Below are 19047 nucleotides of genomic sequence, written 5' to 3' on the forward strand. Positions count from 1 at the left end.
TATATCGGTTGTATCTATTAATTGTTAAGTAGAAAGCTATTTTAATTATGAGGAAAGGAAACAAAATGGTTCATTTAAGGGTATAGTGTAATGAGGATCGTTCGGCCCTTATTTTAGAAGAGAGGTGAAATCATTGCCCATGCATACTCAGTATAGTGATCAATTTTTAGAGTTTATAACTGGGAAGCTTTTAGGAGATGGGAACATTGTAATTCAAGATGGAAGAACCCCACGATTCCGCTTCGCCCATACAATAGCGGATCGGGAGTGGGCTGTAAAAGGATATCAGATTCTTCAACAAACCATAGAAACACCCCCACCTGTTTTTAGACGAGTATTTGATAAAAGAACGAATCGTTACTATAGGCAATACTATGTCCAATCCAAATCATCAGAAGGAATGAGCGATTTAAAAGAGCTATGGTATAGAGATAACAAAAAAATTGTTCCTATAAATTTTATAAAAAACTACTTCTCACCCTTCTGTCTCGCTACCTGGTACCAGGATGATGGACATTTGAAAGTCTCTAAAAGTACACCTCAAAAAGTGATTTTGTCTACTGATAGTTTTTCCAATAAAGACGTTGAAAAATTACAAGAATTACTGAAAGACATATACTCCCTGGAGTTTCATATTGATGGACAAAATCGTCTCCTTTTATATGACCAGCCCTCAATTTACTATTTTTTAACTGTGATTAGGCCATATTTATCACCTTGTATGGAACGAAAAGATATATTTCTAACCTCTCAAGAAACTAAACACCCCAATGCACTAAGAACTACCATTTATCTTCCGGACACATTTAAATTAGTTAACCCTACTTCTGAACTCAAAGATTTATTACACCATTTAAAGGAGATCAATAGAAGCTTAAGAACCCCTTCCTTTTATTACAAGATCTATACTATATTACAAAGTGAAAAAAGTAATACTAACTCAGTACGTAACAGTTACCAAGTTAAACTCCCTGGCGATCTAGTTGATGATCTAAAATCGTTCAAAAGAATAACAGGAAGACAATACGGCGAAGCCACCTATCTTTGTTACTTACAAAAAAAACGGTCGCCTCTAATGAGGCGACCATTCTGGTTAAAATTAACGTAATAATTGAAGTACTCCTTGAGGCTGTTGGTTTGCTTTTGCAAGCATTGATTGAGAAGCCTGAGCAAGGATGTTTTGCTTCGTTTGGTTCATCATTTCTTTGGCCATCGTGCCACAATCACTCTCATGATTGACCAGACTATATCTTCACCCTCTTATATAATAGTAGGGGTCGGGCACTTCGGAAGAGTTTAACCTCCCTACGGATTTCATCACCCTTAACGGTGGTTTATCCTAGTCGTTGAACCTTCTCCATCCTTTCGGAACAGGAGCTTGGCTGCTGATTGCCCAATCCTTTTATTTCTCCACGTTCACGTTTGCCGTTTCCAGCTCCGTTGTCGCATAAAAGGCTCTAAGGGGTTTCCAGCAATTCACCCGATTGTAATCCTAACCGTTACCAGGTAGGACGACTGTGCTTCATCACTGCTTAAGCAGCCGAAGCATAATCCACGTCGCGGATTCGAGATTCCGCAGCTGTTAGGTTTTCAGAAGATGTACCTAAGTTGTTAATTGTGTGATCTAAGCGGTTTTGGTATGCACCAAGGTTAGAACGCTGTGCAGAAACATCTTCAATAGCGTCATTGATTTTTGTAATTGCTGCTGAGGCACCTTCATGAGTTGATACGTCTAATGCTGCTTCAACAGCCGTGTTATCAGTACCATCAGTAACCGTGTTAGTTGTCGTGAAATTGCCTGAACCAGCTTGACCAGTTAAACCAAGAGCATTTGCTCTCATGTCTTCTATTTTAATAGACATGCTTTGACCTTCATTAGCTCCAACTTGGAAACTCGCAGAGAACCCTTTTCCGCCTTCTTGAGTAATGGTAACTTTATCAGTTCCATCCGAAACTGCTGTATCAATTCCGCCTTCTTTTGCTAATATCTTAGCAATGGCATCAGCTTGAGCACCTTTATCACTGTCAGTAGATGCATCAACATCAAAATTAGAAGAATCATTACCAAACGTAATCGTCCTATCCCCTACTGTTAGAGTATCGCCTGCAACAAATTTTGTATCTACTTTTAACGAAGGATCTGCTTCTGCAGTACTAGCTGTATCCTGTGTAATTGTAAAGTTTCCAGCTTGAGTTCCCGATTTTGTAATATCAGTACCCTTGGCTTGGCCAGCCTTTTCACGAATTGTAATTGTTCCATCCTCATTATCTGCGACTGTATATGTTTCACTAAACGTACTGTCGTTTGCCAATACGCTGGCGATTGCTGTCGCTTGTCCAGCTTTCGTTGTGGTTGTAGTGGTATTAATCTCTTCCCCACCACCATCTGCTCCATCAATTTTTACGCCGGCAATCGTAGCTGTTTCACTATTACCTAATGCTGTATCTACAGAAACAGTCCATTCACCTGTAACTTCTTCAGCAGAATCAGTTAATGTTACTCCGCCCGTTCCTGTAGTACTAGCAGTTAGATCGGCTGGCTGCTCTCCACCATTAAGTAGTTTTTGGGTGTTAAATTCAGTAGTATTACCTACTCGATTAATTTCTGATGTTAATTGGTTAATTTCTTTTTGTATTTCACCACGATCTGTCTCAGTATTAGTATCGTTGGATGCTTGTGTTGCAAGTTCACGCATACGCTGAAGAATACTATGAGTTTCGTTAAGCGCACCTTCAGCAGTTTGAATCATAGAGATACCGTCTTGAGCGTTTGTCTGCGCTTGCTCCAAACCACGAATTTGACCTCGCATTTTCTCTGAAATTGCTAATCCTGCAGCATCATCTCCCGCCTTATTAATTCGAAGACCTGAAGATAATTTTTGCATTGAATTTGAATTTGCCTGGTTTGCCGCTCCTAATTGACGATAAGTATTCAACGCAGCAATATTATGATTAATTCTCATTTAAAATTTCCTCCTTGAATATAAAGCTTCACGTCCCTGTGAAACTTAATTAAGTATTGTGGCTAAAGTCTAAAGTCGGCCGCCTTTATTCCTTAACCTTCTACACCTTTTATCGGCAGGAGTTGACAAAGGTTTACTCTTTTTTGAAACTTTTTAGTAGATTAACAAGTTCATCTGAGGCAGCGCTGGCTTCTTTATTCTCTTCCTGAATCTTTATGTAGATCTCTTTTCGGTACACATCCATTGACCTTGGAGCGTCAATCCCAATTTTCACTTGCTCCCCTTCAACTGCAATGACCTTAATTTCAATATCATCCCCAATTTGAATGGACTCGTCTTTCTTTCTATTCAGTATGAGCATCACGGTCACCGCCTTCAGCTATAAGATGTCTGGTCTTGTAGGATGTATTTGTTAAAATCAATTGCTTCGCCATACCTGTTCTGGTATTCACGATGATAGGAGCTTGAAGGTTTGCTGTTGTTTCCTGAAAAGGTTCACGCAGAGTTAGAACAGAAAGAACAGACACTTCTTCAGGACTTTCTATTCCGAGAAGATCTAGAGTTTGATCTTCTAACGTAAATTCATAATTAGTGAAAAAGACATATGGATTCGCCACTATTAACGACATCTCAGCAGATTGAATAGATTGCAAGGATTGGTATACACCACTTTCATCAACAGGGAGAATCACAAACTCCATCTCCCTTTCAAAACCGGGCAATCCATTAGGAAAATAAACCACGTCTTCTTGCTTCACTTCCACTTCACCGAAATACTTTGTTTGTATGTTCATAACTCACCACTTCTTTATTTATAGTTTCATTTCAAATCGATACCCTTGATACTTCAAATTTTAAAATCAATTTCCACATTTGAATACTGTTCCATACGGCTCGTTACTTGGCCACGCTCATATTGAAACTGAGGCTCTCTTCTATTTGCTTTGAGAATAGGTTCATTTCGCTGAACATCAATTTTAGCTCCACCTGTTTCAAATGAGAGATCAACCAAATCATAAGCAGGGCGTCCACCAGCTTGTATAGTAAATTGCCAAAGGCCATCTACTACCCTCTTCGCCTGCGAAGCAATAGGATTCCCTCCGTTTTCAATCCTCATCAATTCATCACCTTCTTGAGCTATTGTGGCTATGTGCTCTAGTCCTGTTTGCTTAGCACGATTCGCGTATTCTTCTGCTCGCACAAACACGCTCTTCAAACCAATATTTTGCCAAGCTTTTGTTTGATCAATGGATAGTTTAGGAGGCTCTTGCTTAATAGATAGATTTGCCCCGGGCTGTTGGATCTGTTGTTCTGCTTGTGGTTGCTTATATGTATGCTTGGCATTTTGTATCGTTAAACCTATCTTGGCAGGAGTTGTTCGTATTTGAATTTGAGGAGTTTGCATGATTTTCACCTCTAATTAGAATAAAAAAGCTATCTGGTGAACAGATAGCTTATCTAAGAAAGTCCATTAATGTAGGCTGGATAATACGTGCCCCTACACTTAGTGCAGCTCGGTGAATACTTTCTTGCGTCTTTAATTTCGTTATGACTTTTTCTAATTCTGCATCTTCGTTATCAGAAAGAATACGGTTCGCCATCACTTCCTGGCTCGATAGACGATCTTCAACGAGTTCAACCCGATTCATACGCGCCCCAAGGTCTGCACGAGTATTGACGACGTTGTTGATATTTTCATCCATCTTTGCAATGGATTGATCAAGGTTATCTCCTGAGCTCAGGTTCGATACAAATTCATCAATGTCAGAAAAAAGATTACCTCCAAACACTTTACTTCCGTCTACGTTCACGTTTAGTTTAGTGCCTGCTGACACTTCGATGTTTACTTCTGCTGTGTTAAATTCTTTTTTCAAACTCCCATCTGCTTGGTCCACTGTCACTGGTGGCTCCGTAGTATTTTTCCCATTGAAGATGTATTTGTTGTTGACCTTTGTATTAGCCATTTCCTTTAAATGATCCCTTAATTGTTTCACTTCCTCAGCGATATTCTCTCGCTCGCCAGTCTCATACGTATCGTTACTAGCTTGTACAGCTAACTCACGTAACCGTTGCAGAGCCTTGGTCGTCTTATCAAGAGCCGCATCCGAGTTATCCATCCAATTATGAACTTCCCCAATATTACGTTGAAACTGCTCAATCTCCGTCAACTGAGTACGATAGTTCATCCCTTTCATAGCGACAACCGGATCATCTGAAGGGCGACTGATCTTCTTACCAGTAGAAAGCTGCTCCTGATACTTCCCCATCTGCTCATAACTTTTACTCATATTGCTCAACATGTTGTTTGTTAACATACTTTGCGTCACACGAATTGTCATTCATCACTCACCTACCTTCCGACTCGGCCCATGCCGTTAATGACTTTATCTAGCATTTCATCAATCGTTGTTAAGTTACGCGCAGCTGCGTTATAAGCGTGCTGATACTTGATCATGTTAGACATCTCTTCGTCTAACGAAACACCACTTACTGACTGACGGCGCTCTTCCACTGATTGTTTCAACGTTTCTGAGTTTCCTTCTAAACGACGAGCTTCCTGAGATTGTACCGCCATCTCTCCGATTACACCTTCATAGTAGCTCGTAAAGTCAGAGGCACTACCTGCATTGTCGTAATCAAGATTTGTTGATCCAACACCAGCAAGATTCAGAGCATTATCTCCGTCACCTTTAGATCCAGATGTCGAGGCAGCTATTTTGCTGACACTTCCCATGATGTCTTTAGAGACTTCCATATTACTTGCAAAGCCTTCTCGCGCCATTCCCTCTGTAAAGAAAGGAATATCCGAAGCAGCGGGATTATCAATCTCGTGAAGGCTCTCTCCACCTTTATGTACTTTATTAAATTCTTCCGCAAATGTATAAGCCATGTTATCTAATTCTGTAAGCATACCAGGATACAAGCCTGCTTCATTTCCATTCTCATCCTCATATCCGTGAGCCTCTACCAAACTTTGAAACTTCCCGGTAGAAGTGAATTTATCTGCATCTATAGTAGTCCCACCAAGAGAGATCGTGTCTACAGAATCTTTCACACCATCTTCTGTTAAGCTCAATGCATTAACCGAACCGGAACTTGGATCAACTAAAGGCGTACCGCTAAATAAGTCTTTTCCATCATTTCCTACAATATCGATCTTGTACTTGCCTTCAGCTATTTTAAGAGAAGATTCTCCACTGCTTACAGGCGTGACTTTAATATCAACTAATGTTGAAAGCTCGTCCACTAAACGGTCACGTTCATCGTATAGATCATTCGGAAGGTAGCCATGAGGCTCGATTTCACCAATCTGATTGTTAATATTATTAATCTGCGTTGCAATCGAGTTAATCTCTTTAGTCGTTACATCAATCTGATTTTTAAAATCACTCTGTATTCCTTTTAAGGAACTAGATAAGTAGTTAAACGTTTCAGCTACCGCTACCCCGCGCTGGCGCACCACAGAGCGTGCACCTGAGTCTTCCGGATTCACCGCAAGATCCTGAAGCGACTGCCAAAACTGATCCATCGTCTTCGAAAGCCCATTCTCAGACGGTTCATTCATTATCTCTTCCATCTTCTGCAGAGCCTCTGCCTTCGTCGACCAGTACCCTGCTTTCGTATTCTCGCCGCGAAATTGGGCGTCTAGAAAGCTTTCTCGAACACGCTCAATCGTTCCCGCTTCAACACCCGATCCTACCTGTCCTGGAATTTCAGGACGGTTCCGTGATGCTGGTGGGTACGGGGCTGTTTGTTCGAAATTAACGCGCTGCCTAGAGTATCCTGGCGTGTTCGCGTTTGAGATGTTGTGACCTGTTGTATATAAAGCCGACTGCTGCGCGTACATGGCGCGCTTGGCGACCTCTATTCCATTGAAAGTCGAACCCATTGCCTTTCTCCTCTCCCCTTATGCTTTCGAATCAAACATCGAACGGTTTGATCCGCTTTTCGCTTGCTGTCCCTTTGGATTACCGTAATTCATATCTTTTGCTTGAGGCTGAATCATATTAAGCGTGAGGTCTACAAACTGAAGCGACTGCTTCGTTAATTCTGTATTGAGCTGCTCTTGTTCTTTTAACTGAGCAAGAACTGTTACGAATGATTCAAATAGATTCGCTAACTCATCTTTCTCACTGCCATCCGGTAACACTGCCAATATAGTAGAAACCGTTTTTTCTTCAGCTTGTGGAGAGTGGATCCGAAACCACTCCTCCACTAATTGACCACGCTTATTCTCAATCCCATTAATGCCTTGTATATGTTTTCGCTCTTCTACAAGCAACCCTTGAAGCGTATCAATGTCGTCTGATTTCAGCGCTTCTGTTTTCTTCTTTGAGAGGTTTAGTAGACTCTCATGTAAAGCATAGTGCTTTTTCATCACTTCCAAAATAGGTTGTACGGACACGTATCATGCCCCTCCTTTAGCGATTCTTCCAAAAGTTAATCATCTTCTCTGCCGTTTGTTTCGCATCAACCTGGTATTCACCCGAATCTACTTTCTGCTTTAATGCTTCAATGTGCTGTTTGCGAGTCTCTTGAGCCTTCTGATGTTCCTGCATTTGCTTCGCTTCGTTTGAAATCTCTATTTTATCTTTTTTAGCGGTCGTCTCCGATGCTTGGTGTTGATTTTGAATGTTCTTTTTGTAAGGGTTAAAGTTTGAATGATTTGGTCCATTAATTTTCATTCCGCTCACCTCTTTCTTATTTCGATCCGTGTAAAGAGTCTACCCTTTATATCGGTATAGAAACGGATTTGTTAAGTGAGTCTTATTTCTTAAAATTGAAGTACGTTACAACTTTTTGATTGCGCTTAGTAAGACTTTCAACCTTGTCTTCCTGATCTAAATCACCCTGAATGTCTTGTAAGCACTCACCACATATTTTACCATCTGTTATCAACGTTTGACACCGCTCACACGGATAAGCCAAATTCGGAAACATCGATGTCCGTAATCGCTGCTCTTTCACAAACTTCATAATAAGGTCCCGCTCTACTCCAGTCGCATTCGACACCTGGTCAAGCGTGGCCGTCCGGTTCTTTTGCTTCCGTACATACTTATACACCAGATCAAACTGTGCCTCTTCTTCTTTATAGCAATCCTGGCAAATATCCTTCACATTTTTTACAAATAGCGCATTACAGCGCGTGCAATTTGATAACTCTCCCATAACCGTAGTCCTCCCTTTTTCTCTCTGTGTAGTTTTTATATCGACAATTTCTTGAGATTCGAAAGGGGGTTTTTTAGTTAGCCACGTATTAACGTGAAAGAAACTACACTTGGTGCTCCCGCTTCTTTTAGAAGCTTTGCAGCATGCTGAAGCGTTCGTCCAGTTGTGTAGATATCATCTATAAGTACTATTGGTTGAGTAATGGAAGTTGTAATTGTGAAAGGATTATCTGTCGTCATCCGATCATAACGAGACTTCTTCGATTGCTTTTCAGAATGAACGCGATATAACGGATTTGCTGTTTCGAGAGGTAACAATCTAGCTAAGGCTTCAGACTGATTAAAGCCTCTTTCCGCAAACCTTTCTTCAGATAGAGGAATTGGAACAAGTACTGCTTCCTTAGAGATCTTGAGAGCCTTGAACCGCTTCATGAAATCTTCTTTAAATACATGAACTAGAATATAATCCCCACGATACTTCCATTTTGCGACCACTTCTTTTAAAAATGAGTCGTACCGATAAAGGGACGTGTTCTTCTCAAGAGGCGCTCCGCCCCAGCGCGCACAGTCATGACAGATCTCTCTTTCAGCCGTCTCACGCGAACACTTCGGACAACAAGGACCCTTAAGGAGGTGCATCTCTTCCTTACAGTCCTGGCATAGCACCTCATCCCTCGGAAGTTGAAAAAGATTGTTCCAGTTTAATTCTTTAATAATTTCCTGGTCACACCACAAGCAGTGCATCTATTTCACTCCCCTCTCAGCAAGTTTATTCATACTGCGTATCGAATCACGAGCATTCACCATCGCATCAGATACCCCGTCATGAAAGAAGACAACATCTCCATCAGGATCTTGAGGACTCCGCCCAGCTCGCCCAGCAATTTGAACGAGCGCCGCTTCATCAAAAACATCATGACTAGCATCAAGCACAGCCACATCAATAGACGGAAACGTAACACCCCTCTCAAGGATCGTCGTTGTAATAAGAAGATCCACTTCTTCTTCTCGAAAGCGCCTAATTTTCTCCTCCCGATCCGGATCTCCACTATGAGCGGATATGCTACCAGGTAACTCTCCTTTCAATTTCTCTGCTTTTTCAATCGTTGGGGCAAAAAGAAGCACACGACGCCCCGCTTTTTTCTTCTCATTAAGCCAAGCTTTAAGAGCTTTTGGAATGATTCGCTTCTTAAGATCAAAACTGGCGCGAAAGACTGGAACAGGCAAAGGATGACCATGGAATCGTTGAGGAACAAAAACGGTAGGAAGGAGTTTAAGGTGAGAACGAATTTTAAGGTCTAAACGAGGAGTAGCAGTGAGGTAAATAAGGGTAGAATCAGGCTTAAGAGCCCTTGCGGTAGAGTAAGGTAGCATAGGATCAGCGTGGTACGGAAAAGCATCCACTTCATCAATGATCATCACGTCAAAAGCCCGAGCATAATAGAGCAACTGGTGAGTCGTAGCCAAGAGGAATTGAGCCCCCTCATCCACCTCCTCACTCCCCCCATAACGGGCAACGATCGAAACATCAGGAAAAGCACTCTCAAACCGAGGCTTCAACTCCCTCACCACATCAGCCCTCGGCGTAGCAAGACACACCCGCTTCCCATCAGCAAACGCCTTCTCAAGCCCAGCAAACAACATCTCCGTCTTCCCCGCCCCACAAACCGCCCAAACAAGAAGACGAGACCGCCCATTAACAGCCTCCAAAATCCGCTCAGAAGCAACCCCCTGATACCGAGAAAGCTCCCCCTCCCAAGCACAAGCCTCACTTATCCGAGGAAAAAAAGCCCCAGGTCCCGTCCAAATATAAAGCGACGAACAAAAAGCCACCCGCCCCATCTGCACACACTTCCGACAATACACACAAGACGAACCACACCCACAAGGCCAAGAAGCAAAAAAACGTTGCTTCCTATTCCCACAACGATGACACGCATAATCGAAATGTTTCTTCGTAATAGCAGGGAATTTGATTAAATGCTTATTTTCAAGAAGAGTATGATGATCATCAGGAAGCTGATGATCAAGCAGAAGTTTACCAGAGAGGGATAAAGCATAAGGAGATATTTCATCATGAGGATTATTAATGTTAGGTGGAAAAACAGCAGAAAATCGCCTCTCAAACCGCCCATCCCACCAATTGATCAAACGTTTGATCAAGAGAATTCCTCCTTTTATATAAAGGGATTTGTAGTTATAAAGTAAAAGATATGATTTTTAAGCATTGGTTGGAATAGATCAACGAGGGGGGTATGAAGATTGTAGTTAGAGGAGTCTTTTAATTATTAAATCTCAATAAGGTTTGAAAGATAGAGGGGGCCGTTAACCATAATAAAGCCAGGGGTGGTTGGGGAACGAGGAGACTCCTGCGGGAGAAAGAGGTCGACGAGACCCCGCAGGGCATGCTTTTTGCCCGAGGAGGCTCGACAGCTCGCCCGCGGAAAGCGAGTCGTTCCCCAGCCACCCCAAGCACTCAACAAAAGCAACGGCTACTTCTATTTCTCAAACCACCCAATACCAAGCGCACCCTCACCCAGATGCGTCCCAATAACAGGCCCAAAATAACTAAGCCCAAACTCAACATGCGGATACTTCTCCTGAAGCTCATCCAAAATCTCCTGAGCATCCTCTTCACGATTCGCATGAATAATCGTCGCCTTCATCGGCTGACCTTTTTCAGCAACCTCTTCAAATAAGCCCTTCACACGCTTCACTGCCTTCTTACGCGTACGAATCTTCTCAAACGGAACAATAACCTTGTCCACAAAATGAAGTACTGGCTTCACCTGAAGTAAGCTCCCCACAATCGCTTGAGCACCATTCAGACGCCCGCCGCGATGCAGGTGAGATAAATCATCTACCATAAAGTAAGCACGTATGGAAGATTTCATCTCGTTCATTCGCGTTAGAATTTGTTCTGGTGTCGCACCATTATCAGCCATTTCGGCAGCTTCTAATACGTAAAAGCCCTGAACCATACAGCTAATTTCAGAGTCAAAGACGTGAAGGTCGATAGAATCAACCATATCATCCGCACTTGCAATCGCCTGGTACGTTCCACTGATGCCACTTGAAAGTGTAATCGCCACAACGGCATCATACTCGGCAGATAGCTCATCCAATTTATTCGTCACAACACCTATAGAAGGCTGGGACGTTTTCGGTAACTCCTGAGCACCACGTACCATTTCGTAGAAATCACCAGTAGACAGATCAACTTCCTCCCGGTACGTTTCACCACCAATTGTCACGCTCAGGGGAACCATATGAATGTTCCAGCGGTCCCGAACTTCCTGAGGGATGTAAGCCGTACTGTCGGTTAAGATCGCTGTTTTCATCTTATCGAACTCCCTTTTTATTCAAATAATATCAATTATGTATACCCTATGAAGGTTGTCTTGTCGTTATGAAAAAACGGTATAACTACCCTCATTCTACCTTAACTCAACACCCATTGCACCCTCTAAATTAAAGACTCTCCCCCCTTTACCACAGCACAGAATCACAGCGTGCCAGACACCCTGCAATCTGCTAAAGTACTAAACGGTGTCTGGCACCCTTCATTTCACTAAAGCGTGAAACTCCTCTGAGAACGATAAAAGGCTCTGGAACCGTCTAGGTTCCAGAGCCTTCCTTGCACTTTCTATAATTAAAGTACCTCAACCCAACCATTCTTAATAGCTGTAACAACAGCCTGGGTGCGGTCGTTTACGTTCATTTTTTGTAAGATGTTACTTACGTGGTTTTTAACCGTTTTTTCGCTAATATATAAGGACTCGGCAACGCCACGGTTACTCTTACCATCTGCTAGCAGTTGAAGAACTTCACACTCACGGCGAGTAAGTAGGTGAAGTGGCTTACGATATTCAATCGTACGGCTTTGCTGGCCGCCGCTTGCGCTGCCGCGTCCGCCTTCTTCTGATAAACGACGGTATTCTTTAACAAGGTTGTGCGTTACTCGTGGGTGTAGGTAAGAACCACCTTCACTGACCACTTTAATCGCTTCAATTAGGGCATCAGAATCCATCTCTTTTAGAAGGTAACCTTGGGCACCTGTCTTTAGAGCATGCGTTACATAGTTCTCATCATCATGAATCGATAGAATGATGACTTTCATATCTGGGTATTTTGCAATTAATTCAGCTGTTGCTTGTACACCGTTCATTTGTGGCATATTAATGTCCATTAGCACTACGTCCGGACGATGTTCTGCTACTAAGCTTCCCGCAGATTCACCATCGTCTCCTTCAGCAACTACATTAAAGGATGGTTCAAATTCTAGAATTCGCTTTACACCTTCACGAAATAATTTATGGTCGTCGATTAATACTATATTCGTATTCATGGCTCGAGCCTCCCGTGTCCATTATCCATTTATTTTACTATTTCATTAAACTATTATCCTTAAACAATACCTGCCGCGTCACACAATCGTCTCGGGTGGGAATACTAATCACTTATTCGTAACCATTACTTTTTTTCTATTATAATACAAAAGGTTGGTAGAATATAGTTTTCTATTTAGTTCAAAGGAACTTGAATCATAATGACTGTTCCGGATCCTAGCTGAGAATCAATTGAAATCTCTCCGTCTAGCATCTCTACCCTTTCTCTCATGCCAACAAGACCAAATGACTTTTCTTTCTTTTGGCTTGTGTCGAATCCTTGTCCATCATCTTTTACAATAATATTAACAAGGGAGCGCTTCAGTTCGAATTTCACTTCAATCTTAGAAGCTTCTGCGTGTTTCACAGCATTTTGCACAGCCTCTTGTACGAGTCGAAATAGTGCAACTTCATATTTAGGATCAAGACGTTTGTCCTCTCCATAAGCTGTGAACGGTATTTCCATATTATTATATTCTTCAATGGTGCCTAAGTATTTTTTTAGCGTTGGCACTAACCCTAAATCATCTAAGGCCATCGGTCTTAAATCGTAAATGATGCGACGCACTTCATAAAGCGCAGACCGAACCATGCCACGCACTTCCTTAATTTCTTTAAGAGCCTCATTAACGCCTCTCTGCCTGAAAGTACGATCGATTAAGTCAGAACGAAGCATAACGTTTGCAAGCATTTGAGCGGGACCGTCGTGGATTTCCCTCGATAAACGACGACGCTCTTCTTCTTGAGCTTCAATAATTTGAAGACCAAACGCTTGCTTTTCCTTCGCATCCTCCAATGCCTCTGACACTTGTCTAAAGTCATCATTTAAGTAGTTAAGAACAACTGATATCTTCCCACCTAATGCATCGGCACGTTCGACCGTATCTTCAAGTTTTCTTAAGCGACGTTCTAATTCATCTCTTCGCTGCCGAAGTTGTTTTTCCTGCTCACGCTTAACGGAAAGCTGCATTTGGAGTTGATGCGTCTGTTCATACACTTCGCGAATTTCCTGCTCAGAGTAACGGTCGAAATGTTTACTAACTTCCGATAATCGCATTCTTGAGAAACGCACTTGTCGTTCAAGCGTATCTCCCGCATCTATAATTTCAACAACTTGTGTTTTCGTGTCTTTCAGTTCACGATCAAGCTGTTCGAACTCATTTCGGGACTGCTCGCCGATTTGAAATATTTCATCTTTACTATTCGTCACAGTATCGATCATCTCTTGGATGATGGAATCAAGTGCTTTTTCACCAATTTTACTCTCCGGCATAAAACGTCTCCTCCATCTATGTTCACATACTCATTCGTTTGACCCATGTCTATTTTTGGGGGTATTTCTTAAAAAAGTTGAAATTCATCTATATTTTGGCAATAACGGTCAATATCGTTTGCCGTTCGACATCTACATCTTTATAATGAAGTTTTAGGAGGTTAAATGCAAGATGCTAAACAATTATCTTACAGTAAATGGTGAAGGATTTGAAGAAATTGTTATCCAGAAATCTCGTTTTATTGGGTATGTAAAGCGTGTAGAAACAGAAGAAGAAGCTAAAGCATTTGTACAAGAAATCAAGAAAAAACATAGTAATGCCACTCATAACTGCTCTGCTTATATGGTGGGAGAACACGATCAAATACAAAAAGCACACGATGACGGTGAACCTAGTGGAACCGCTGGTGTGCCCATTTTAGATGTTTTGAAGAAAAAAGGATTAAAAGATACTGCCGTAGTCGTTACCCGTTACTTCGGGGGAATTAAACTTGGTGCAGGGGGATTAATTCGCGCTTATTCAGGCGCGACATCTCAAGCTCTTGAAACAACTGGTATTGTTAGGCGCCAGTTGATGCGCACAATGAAAGTAACTGCAGACTATACACTTCTTGGCAAGGTCGAAAATGAGCTCCGAAACAGCCAATATGCTTTGAAGGGGATTAATTACCTTGAACATGTGGAATTAGAAGTATATGTAGTCGAAGGTGAAGAAGATGTGTTTACATCTTGGATGGTCGACTTAACAAGTGGCCAGGCTGAGATCACTCAAGAGGAAGTTTCCTATATGGAAACGGATGTCACGACTGAAAAAGGAGACTAAATTCATGAAGCGTAAAAGAACATCCAAGAAAAAGCTTTTTCTTTGGTCCTTTATTGTTCTTTTCTTACTAGGAGCCGGAGTAGCTTCCGGATACGGAGCTTACTTAACCGACAAAGCAAAAAACGCCACCAATAGTGCTCAGTTAGAACTGAAGCGAGGCGATATGTCCGCTAAGCGCGATGAAAAGGTCGATCCATACCAGGATAACATCTCTATATTATTATTGGGCGTGGATGATAGCGAAAAGCGAGACTTTGACAGTCATGCACGCTCAGATGCTATGGTCCTTGCCACGTTAAATGAAGAAGAAAAGTCTATCAAACTCGTAAGCATCCCGCGTGACTCTTATGCCTATATCCCTCAAATGGATCAGCGTGATAAGATTACACACGCCCATGCTTACGGAGGAGTCGATTACGCCGTATCGACTGTTGAGAATATGTTCGACGTGCCTGTTGATTACTATGTTCGCCTTAACTTCAATGCCTTTGTAGAAACCGTTGATACACTTGGCGGTATACAATATAACGTACCGTTCAATCTATCTGAGAAAAATAGTGAAGATAGGGACGGAGCTATTCAACTTGATGAAGGTACACAGGAAATCACAGGTGAAGAAGCACTAGCCCTTGCCCGTTCCCGCCAATATGACAGTGACCAGGCTCGTGGTAAACGTCAGATGGAGATCTTGCAATCGATCTTCGATGAAGCTTCAGACGTTAAGTCCGTTACGAAGTATGGTTCTTTAATTGATTCAATCGGGAACAATATGAAAACAAACATGAGTTTTGATGAGATGAGTGCCTTACACAACTATGTACTGAAACAAAATATTTCATTTGAAACGATGCAATTAGACGGAGAAGGAACGTTCATTAACGATTTGTATTATTTCAAGGTTAACGATAAAAGTCTCACATCCATTCAAAATACACTGCAAACTCACCTTGATCTAAATGGTACAAATAATACAATAGATGAAAAAGAAGACGGGGACACGTACGCTAAGAAACAAGAACCTACATCAGAAGATAAAGATGAAGAACTGTAACTAAAAAAGCTGGATGAGAGATCAGAATCTCTCATCCAGCTTCTTATTTCATTAGTCTTACTTCGAAGTTTCAACATCCAGCTCGGATTCTTGAGTAGAATCTTCTTCTGGCTGCTCATCCGTCGTTTCAGATTGCTCTTCGTCCTCAACCGGTTCAGGCTCTCCCGTCAGAAGATTGAGGTCTTTATTCCCCAACGCATTGTCAGCACGGTACATATGTCCTGCAATCTTTTGACCCCAATATGGATCAGATGCGTATTTGACGTTCATGCCTTCTCCTTTGTTTCCAAGGTAGTCCCCATTAGCCTTATAACCTGTTCCAGTTAGGTAGCCTTCTAAAACAAACTCCGCTGCGAACATAATATTGTCTTCTATTGAATTAAATTCAAAGGCGTTCCCATAAGGGTTATCATCCGTTGCATTTAACCCATATAAATTGTTTTTATCTCTTGCGATTGAACTATTTCCCCACGCACTCTCATGAATAGCATGAGCCATCAAATACAAAGCATTCACTCCATATTTCTCTTGTGCTTTAATAAATGATTCCCCGTGGCCGGATAAGACGCTATTATCGACAGGAGAGTACTGATCCATGTATTGATTTATTTCTTCAGCTGTATAGTCTGATTTCGTTAATAAGGATAGATAGTTGAAAAGAGGCGTATCTTCTTTACCTAATGTCCAACTACCATCCGGTTTATAAATTTTTTCCCCTTCATCCATCCATTCTGGTGCTTTCCCATAACGATATTGCCCATAATAGCTTCGAAGTTTGTGATACAAATCTCCACCCTTATTGACATAATAAGACTGACTACTAATAAATGGTGTAGGCACTAGTTGAATGTCACTAGGCTTTGCATACAGAACTTTCCCTGATAAACGGACCTTCAAAGCTCCGTTCGGATTAGTTTCCATGTACTCTACTTCACTACCTCCACTAACATAGTTCACCGCAGTGCGATCTTTCAGGCGTTCGTCTGGATAGAGAAGCGTATAATGTTTCGTATAAGCCTGCCCCTCAGGCATCCAAATCACTTCACCGTTCTGAAAGAGCACTTCCGTCCCATCTTTCTTCGCCTTATTCTTAGCTTCTTCAAATGAATCAAAGGAAATGCCATATGTATAAGATTCAACCGAATGCATTTGTGCGATTTGATATTCTTTTGATACGTGGAATGTTTTCTTAATAGACGTTTCCATCATTTTGTTACCTTTCTCAGAGCGCAAACCTTGATTAACATGTAGTTTGTAGGAGTCACCGATTGTATAGTCCTTTGCTGGATGGACCTCAATCGTAGTCCCATCCTGAGAGGGTTTCAATTCCACAGGATGCCGTTCCCCTGTTGATTGATTTTCAACATATATATTCTCTTCTGTAATGGTCTTTTGTTTGATCTCAGTGTCAAAAACAATCGTCCACACTTTATCAGATGGGATGTTGATTACCTCTTCCCACTCTTCCCATATCGACTCAGCTTTCGCTACTTCCGTTGTCCCGAGCAACGTTAGCAGGAAAACCAAACTAAATACCCAAACTATTCCCTTTCTCATCTCAGTATTCCCCTCCTGATTTCTTATAATCTACCATCTATTATAATTAGAATCGACCTAGATTCATAGAAGTTTAGGGAATATTTGAGATTAATTTGTAGAACCTTAATATTTTTTAAGACTAAATACCGAGAAATATTCTAACCATTAGACAGAATATTTCCCGGGAAAAGCTCTTTTGCTATATTTCGACGGAAAGATCTAACCTAGCTTGTTGGCCAATAAATAACCTGATGTCCCATTAAGCCCTCCTCCCGGCCAGGTTGCGGCACCTACCATATAGAGGTTTTTAATCGGGGTATGATATTTTGAATATCCTGCAACAGGACGAAAAGCATAATTCTGATGAAGATGATGGCTTCCACTTACACTGTCCCCGCCAACTAAATTTGGATTGTCTGCTTCTAGATCCTTTGGAGACAACACTACCTTTTGAGAAAGCACATCACGGACGTTAGGCGCATAGTGAGCGAGCTTATCAAGAACACGTTCTGCGTAGGCTTCTTTCATCTCTCTCCAGCTCCCGGGTTCAATCTCGTTCAAGCTGTCCCGATCCACTTCTGCTGGTAAGGCACGCACTTGAATCCAAATCGTATGCTTTCCTTCAGGAGAGCGAGATGGATCAATGGTTGTCGGTTGGCCGACAACCAGAAGAGGACTATCAGGAAGAGTCCCATTTAAACTTTGTGTGTACGTACGCGAAAGGTCTTCTACGTAAGGACCAATATGAATATAAGCAAACTCGCTACACTCTTTCCCAGCCGCCCACTCTAGCGGCGCATTGAGCTCAAGGTGGACCATCATCGTTCCAGGTCCATACTGATAGTTCTCTGCCTTTTCGACATAAGAAGAATGAAGGGTCTCAGGGTCAAGTAGTCGTGAGATTAGCTGAGTAGGTGTAATGTTACCAATAACGGCTTTCTTTGCATAAGCGATTTCACCTGAGGTGAGCTTTACACCAACAGCCTTCCCTTGCTCCACTAGAATTTCATCTACTTCAGTCCCTGTCCGAACCACTCCACCTCTTTTCTCAATCCCTTTGATTAAACTGTTAATCAACTGCTGAATCCCTCCTTTTGAGAAGGCCATACCGTTGCGCTGGTTCAGAACGGATTCTAAAAATGGAAAGACGGCTCCATTTGAAACGTCAGGGGCAAAGTCCAGGTGAAATCCCCAGGGTACAATAAGAGATTTCACTTTCTTATCCGTAAACCAGCGATCAACGAACTCCCTAGGGGACTGCAGCAACTGACTACCAAGCTGGAGAAGACCACTGATCTTGAAATGCCTATACATCTTAAAGAACTGCTTTCCCGCCTCAAAGGAAGGCAGTTCCATCTTCATAAGCGGCATAAAATGTGGGGCCGTTCGATCAAAGTAATCGTTTAACCTGGACCATGAATCTGCATCTTCCTGAGAAAGAGCAGATAAAGCCTGATACGTTTTATCACGATCCTGGTGCACTCCGATTCCAGTTCCATCCGGGAAGACACTTGCGTATGGGTGATCACTGACTACCGGTTCAAATCCATTCTCAGAAAGCTCTTCTTTATACTCCCCATAGAAATCTGAGCCTAAGAAAAGACCGATATTCATGGCATACAAATCGTGGGTGAATCCGTTTGAAGTGGCTGATTTCGAAGCTCCTCCTGGGGTATCAGCTTTTTCCAGCACAAGAACCCTCCACCCTTTTTCAGCTAACAAGAAAGCTGATATCAAACCGTTGTGACCACTACCAATTACGATTGCATCTACATTTTCCATAGGATCCCTCACTGTCTTAAAAATGATCTTAAACAATACCACCACTAAGAGAAGATAAAC

Annotated in this window: 19 protein-coding genes and 1 pseudogene; 3 read left to right on the plus strand and 17 right to left on the minus strand. The window is 42.0% G+C overall.

The features are described from left to right. Nucleotides 1–139 precede the first annotated feature (139 nt). On the plus strand, nucleotides 140–1108 hold the full coding sequence (locus IMZ31_RS16290) for a hypothetical protein (protein ID WP_207528315.1): 969 nt from the start codon (nucleotides 140–142) through the stop codon (nucleotides 1106–1108). On the opposite strand, the pseudogene IMZ31_RS16295 reads toward IMZ31_RS16290, so the two are convergent. The 15 genes and pseudogenes from IMZ31_RS16295 to IMZ31_RS16365 all read right to left on the minus strand — a co-directional run. Beyond that, nucleotides 1100–1213: pseudogene (locus tag IMZ31_RS16295) on the minus strand (flagellin); the annotation flags it as partial. The gene IMZ31_RS16290 and the pseudogene IMZ31_RS16295 overlap by 9 nt on opposite strands. Nucleotides 1214–1532: 319 nt before the next feature. After that, nucleotides 1533–2963 (minus strand): flagellin N-terminal helical domain-containing protein, encoded by a 1431-nt coding sequence (locus tag IMZ31_RS16300; RefSeq protein ID WP_207528316.1) that lies wholly within the window; start codon nucleotides 2961–2963, stop codon nucleotides 1533–1535. A gap of 133 nt (nucleotides 2964–3096) precedes the next feature. Next, on the minus strand, nucleotides 3097–3324 hold the full coding sequence (gene csrA / locus IMZ31_RS16305) for a carbon storage regulator CsrA (protein WP_207528317.1): 228 nt from the start codon (nucleotides 3322–3324) through the stop codon (nucleotides 3097–3099). After that, nucleotides 3308–3757 (minus strand): flagellar assembly protein FliW, encoded by a 450-nt coding sequence (gene fliW, locus IMZ31_RS16310; RefSeq protein ID WP_207528318.1) that lies wholly within the window; start codon nucleotides 3755–3757, stop codon nucleotides 3308–3310. The genes csrA and fliW overlap by 17 nt, the downstream gene beginning before the upstream one ends. A gap of 53 nt (nucleotides 3758–3810) precedes the next feature. Next, on the minus strand, nucleotides 3811–4368 hold the full coding sequence (locus IMZ31_RS16315) for a DUF6470 family protein (protein WP_207528319.1): 558 nt from the start codon (nucleotides 4366–4368) through the stop codon (nucleotides 3811–3813). A gap of 49 nt (nucleotides 4369–4417) precedes the next feature. Then, a complete protein-coding gene (gene flgL, locus IMZ31_RS16320; protein ID WP_207530438.1) occupies nucleotides 4418–5296 on the minus strand; it encodes a flagellar hook-associated protein FlgL in 879 nt (292 codons plus the stop codon). Between the two features lie 17 nt (nucleotides 5297–5313). Then, on the minus strand, nucleotides 5314–6852 hold the full coding sequence (gene flgK / locus IMZ31_RS16325; RefSeq protein WP_207528320.1) for a flagellar hook-associated protein FlgK: 1539 nt from the start codon (nucleotides 6850–6852) through the stop codon (nucleotides 5314–5316). An 18-nt stretch (nucleotides 6853–6870) separates the two neighbouring features. Continuing rightward, complete coding sequence (locus IMZ31_RS16330) at nucleotides 6871–7368, minus strand: flagellar protein FlgN (RefSeq protein ID WP_207528321.1); 498 nt, start codon at nucleotides 7366–7368, stop codon at nucleotides 6871–6873. Nucleotides 7369–7384: 16 nt separating this feature from the next. Next, a complete protein-coding gene (flgM, locus tag IMZ31_RS16335; RefSeq protein ID WP_207528322.1) occupies nucleotides 7385–7648 on the minus strand; it encodes a flagellar biosynthesis anti-sigma factor FlgM in 264 nt (87 codons plus the stop codon). 82 nt (nucleotides 7649–7730) lie between these two features. After that, nucleotides 7731–8132, minus strand: coding sequence for a TIGR03826 family flagellar region protein (locus IMZ31_RS16340; RefSeq protein WP_207528323.1), 402 nt, complete (start codon nucleotides 8130–8132; stop codon nucleotides 7731–7733). A 77-nt stretch (nucleotides 8133–8209) separates the two neighbouring features. Then, nucleotides 8210–8875: a ComFC family protein gene (locus IMZ31_RS16345; protein WP_207528324.1), complete on the minus strand. Its 666-nt coding sequence runs from the start codon at nucleotides 8873–8875 to the stop codon at nucleotides 8210–8212. Then, a complete protein-coding gene (locus IMZ31_RS16350) occupies nucleotides 8876–10294 on the minus strand; it encodes an ATP-dependent helicase ComFA (protein WP_242705590.1) in 1419 nt (472 codons plus the stop codon). A gap of 335 nt (nucleotides 10295–10629) precedes the next feature. After that, nucleotides 10630–11472, minus strand: a complete 843-nt coding sequence (locus tag IMZ31_RS16355) for a DegV family protein (RefSeq protein WP_207528325.1) — start codon at nucleotides 11470–11472, stop codon at nucleotides 10630–10632. 311 nt (nucleotides 11473–11783) lie between these two features. Beyond that, entirely contained in the window at nucleotides 11784–12479 is a 696-nt protein-coding gene (locus IMZ31_RS16360; protein WP_207528326.1) for a response regulator, read from the minus strand. A 176-nt stretch (nucleotides 12480–12655) separates the two neighbouring features. Next, nucleotides 12656–13792, minus strand: a complete 1137-nt coding sequence (locus tag IMZ31_RS16365; protein WP_207528327.1) for a sensor histidine kinase — start codon at nucleotides 13790–13792, stop codon at nucleotides 12656–12658. Nucleotides 13793–13964: 172 nt separating this feature from the next. Here IMZ31_RS16365 and IMZ31_RS16370 point away from each other — a divergent pair, with 172 nt between their 5' ends. Next, nucleotides 13965–14615, plus strand: coding sequence for a YigZ family protein (locus IMZ31_RS16370; RefSeq protein ID WP_036783021.1), 651 nt, complete (start codon nucleotides 13965–13967; stop codon nucleotides 14613–14615). A 4-nt stretch (nucleotides 14616–14619) separates the two neighbouring features. Beyond that, complete coding sequence (locus IMZ31_RS16375; protein WP_207528328.1) at nucleotides 14620–15666, plus strand: LCP family protein; 1047 nt, start codon at nucleotides 14620–14622, stop codon at nucleotides 15664–15666. Nucleotides 15667–15723: 57 nt separating this feature from the next. Here the strand turns inward: IMZ31_RS16375 and IMZ31_RS16380 are convergent, their stop codons facing one another. Continuing rightward, nucleotides 15724–17223 carry an N-acetylglucosaminidase gene (locus IMZ31_RS16380; protein ID WP_207528329.1) on the minus strand — a complete coding sequence of 500 codons (1500 nt, stop codon included), beginning with the start codon at nucleotides 17221–17223 and terminating at the stop codon, nucleotides 15724–15726. A 201-nt stretch (nucleotides 17224–17424) separates the two neighbouring features. Further along, nucleotides 17425–18987: a phytoene desaturase family protein gene (locus IMZ31_RS16385; RefSeq protein ID WP_207528330.1), complete on the minus strand. Its 1563-nt coding sequence runs from the start codon at nucleotides 18985–18987 to the stop codon at nucleotides 17425–17427. Nucleotides 18988–19047: the final 60 nt, after the last annotated feature.

It is taken from the genome of Pontibacillus sp. ALD_SL1 (assembly GCF_017355605.1).

Excerpts from the sequence above, each read along its gene's own strand:
- IMZ31_RS16290 (WP_207528315.1), top strand. The coding sequence starts at position 140 with ATGCATACTCAGTATAGTGATCAATTTTTAGAGTTTATAACTGGGAAG.
- IMZ31_RS16300 (WP_207528316.1), bottom strand. The coding sequence starts at position 2,963 with ATGAGAATTAATCATAATATTGCTGCGTTGAATACTTATCGTCAATTA.
- csrA (WP_207528317.1), bottom strand. The coding sequence starts at position 3,324 with ATGCTCATACTGAATAGAAAGAAAGACGAGTCCATTCAAATTGGGGAT.
- fliW (WP_207528318.1), bottom strand. The coding sequence starts at position 3,757 with ATGAACATACAAACAAAGTATTTCGGTGAAGTGGAAGTGAAGCAAGAA.
- IMZ31_RS16315 (WP_207528319.1), bottom strand. The coding sequence starts at position 4,368 with ATGCAAACTCCTCAAATTCAAATACGAACAACTCCTGCCAAGATAGGT.
- flgK (WP_207528320.1), bottom strand. The coding sequence starts at position 6,852 with ATGGGTTCGACTTTCAATGGAATAGAGGTCGCCAAGCGCGCCATGTAC.
- flgM (WP_207528322.1), bottom strand. The coding sequence starts at position 7,648 with ATGAAAATTAATGGACCAAATCATTCAAACTTTAACCCTTACAAAAAG.
- IMZ31_RS16340 (WP_207528323.1), bottom strand. The coding sequence starts at position 8,132 with ATGGGAGAGTTATCAAATTGCACGCGCTGTAATGCGCTATTTGTAAAA.
- IMZ31_RS16345 (WP_207528324.1), bottom strand. The coding sequence starts at position 8,875 with ATGCACTGCTTGTGGTGTGACCAGGAAATTATTAAAGAATTAAACTGG.
- IMZ31_RS16355 (WP_207528325.1), bottom strand. The coding sequence starts at position 11,472 with ATGAAAACAGCGATCTTAACCGACAGTACGGCTTACATCCCTCAGGAA.
- IMZ31_RS16360 (WP_207528326.1), bottom strand. The coding sequence starts at position 12,479 with ATGAATACGAATATAGTATTAATCGACGACCATAAATTATTTCGTGAA.
- IMZ31_RS16365 (WP_207528327.1), bottom strand. The coding sequence starts at position 13,792 with ATGCCGGAGAGTAAAATTGGTGAAAAAGCACTTGATTCCATCATCCAA.
- IMZ31_RS16370 (WP_036783021.1), top strand. The coding sequence starts at position 13,965 with ATGCTAAACAATTATCTTACAGTAAATGGTGAAGGATTTGAAGAAATT.
- IMZ31_RS16375 (WP_207528328.1), top strand. The coding sequence starts at position 14,620 with ATGAAGCGTAAAAGAACATCCAAGAAAAAGCTTTTTCTTTGGTCCTTT.
- IMZ31_RS16380 (WP_207528329.1), bottom strand. The coding sequence starts at position 17,223 with ATGAGAAAGGGAATAGTTTGGGTATTTAGTTTGGTTTTCCTGCTAACG.
- IMZ31_RS16385 (WP_207528330.1), bottom strand. The coding sequence starts at position 18,987 with ATGGAAAATGTAGATGCAATCGTAATTGGTAGTGGTCACAACGGTTTG.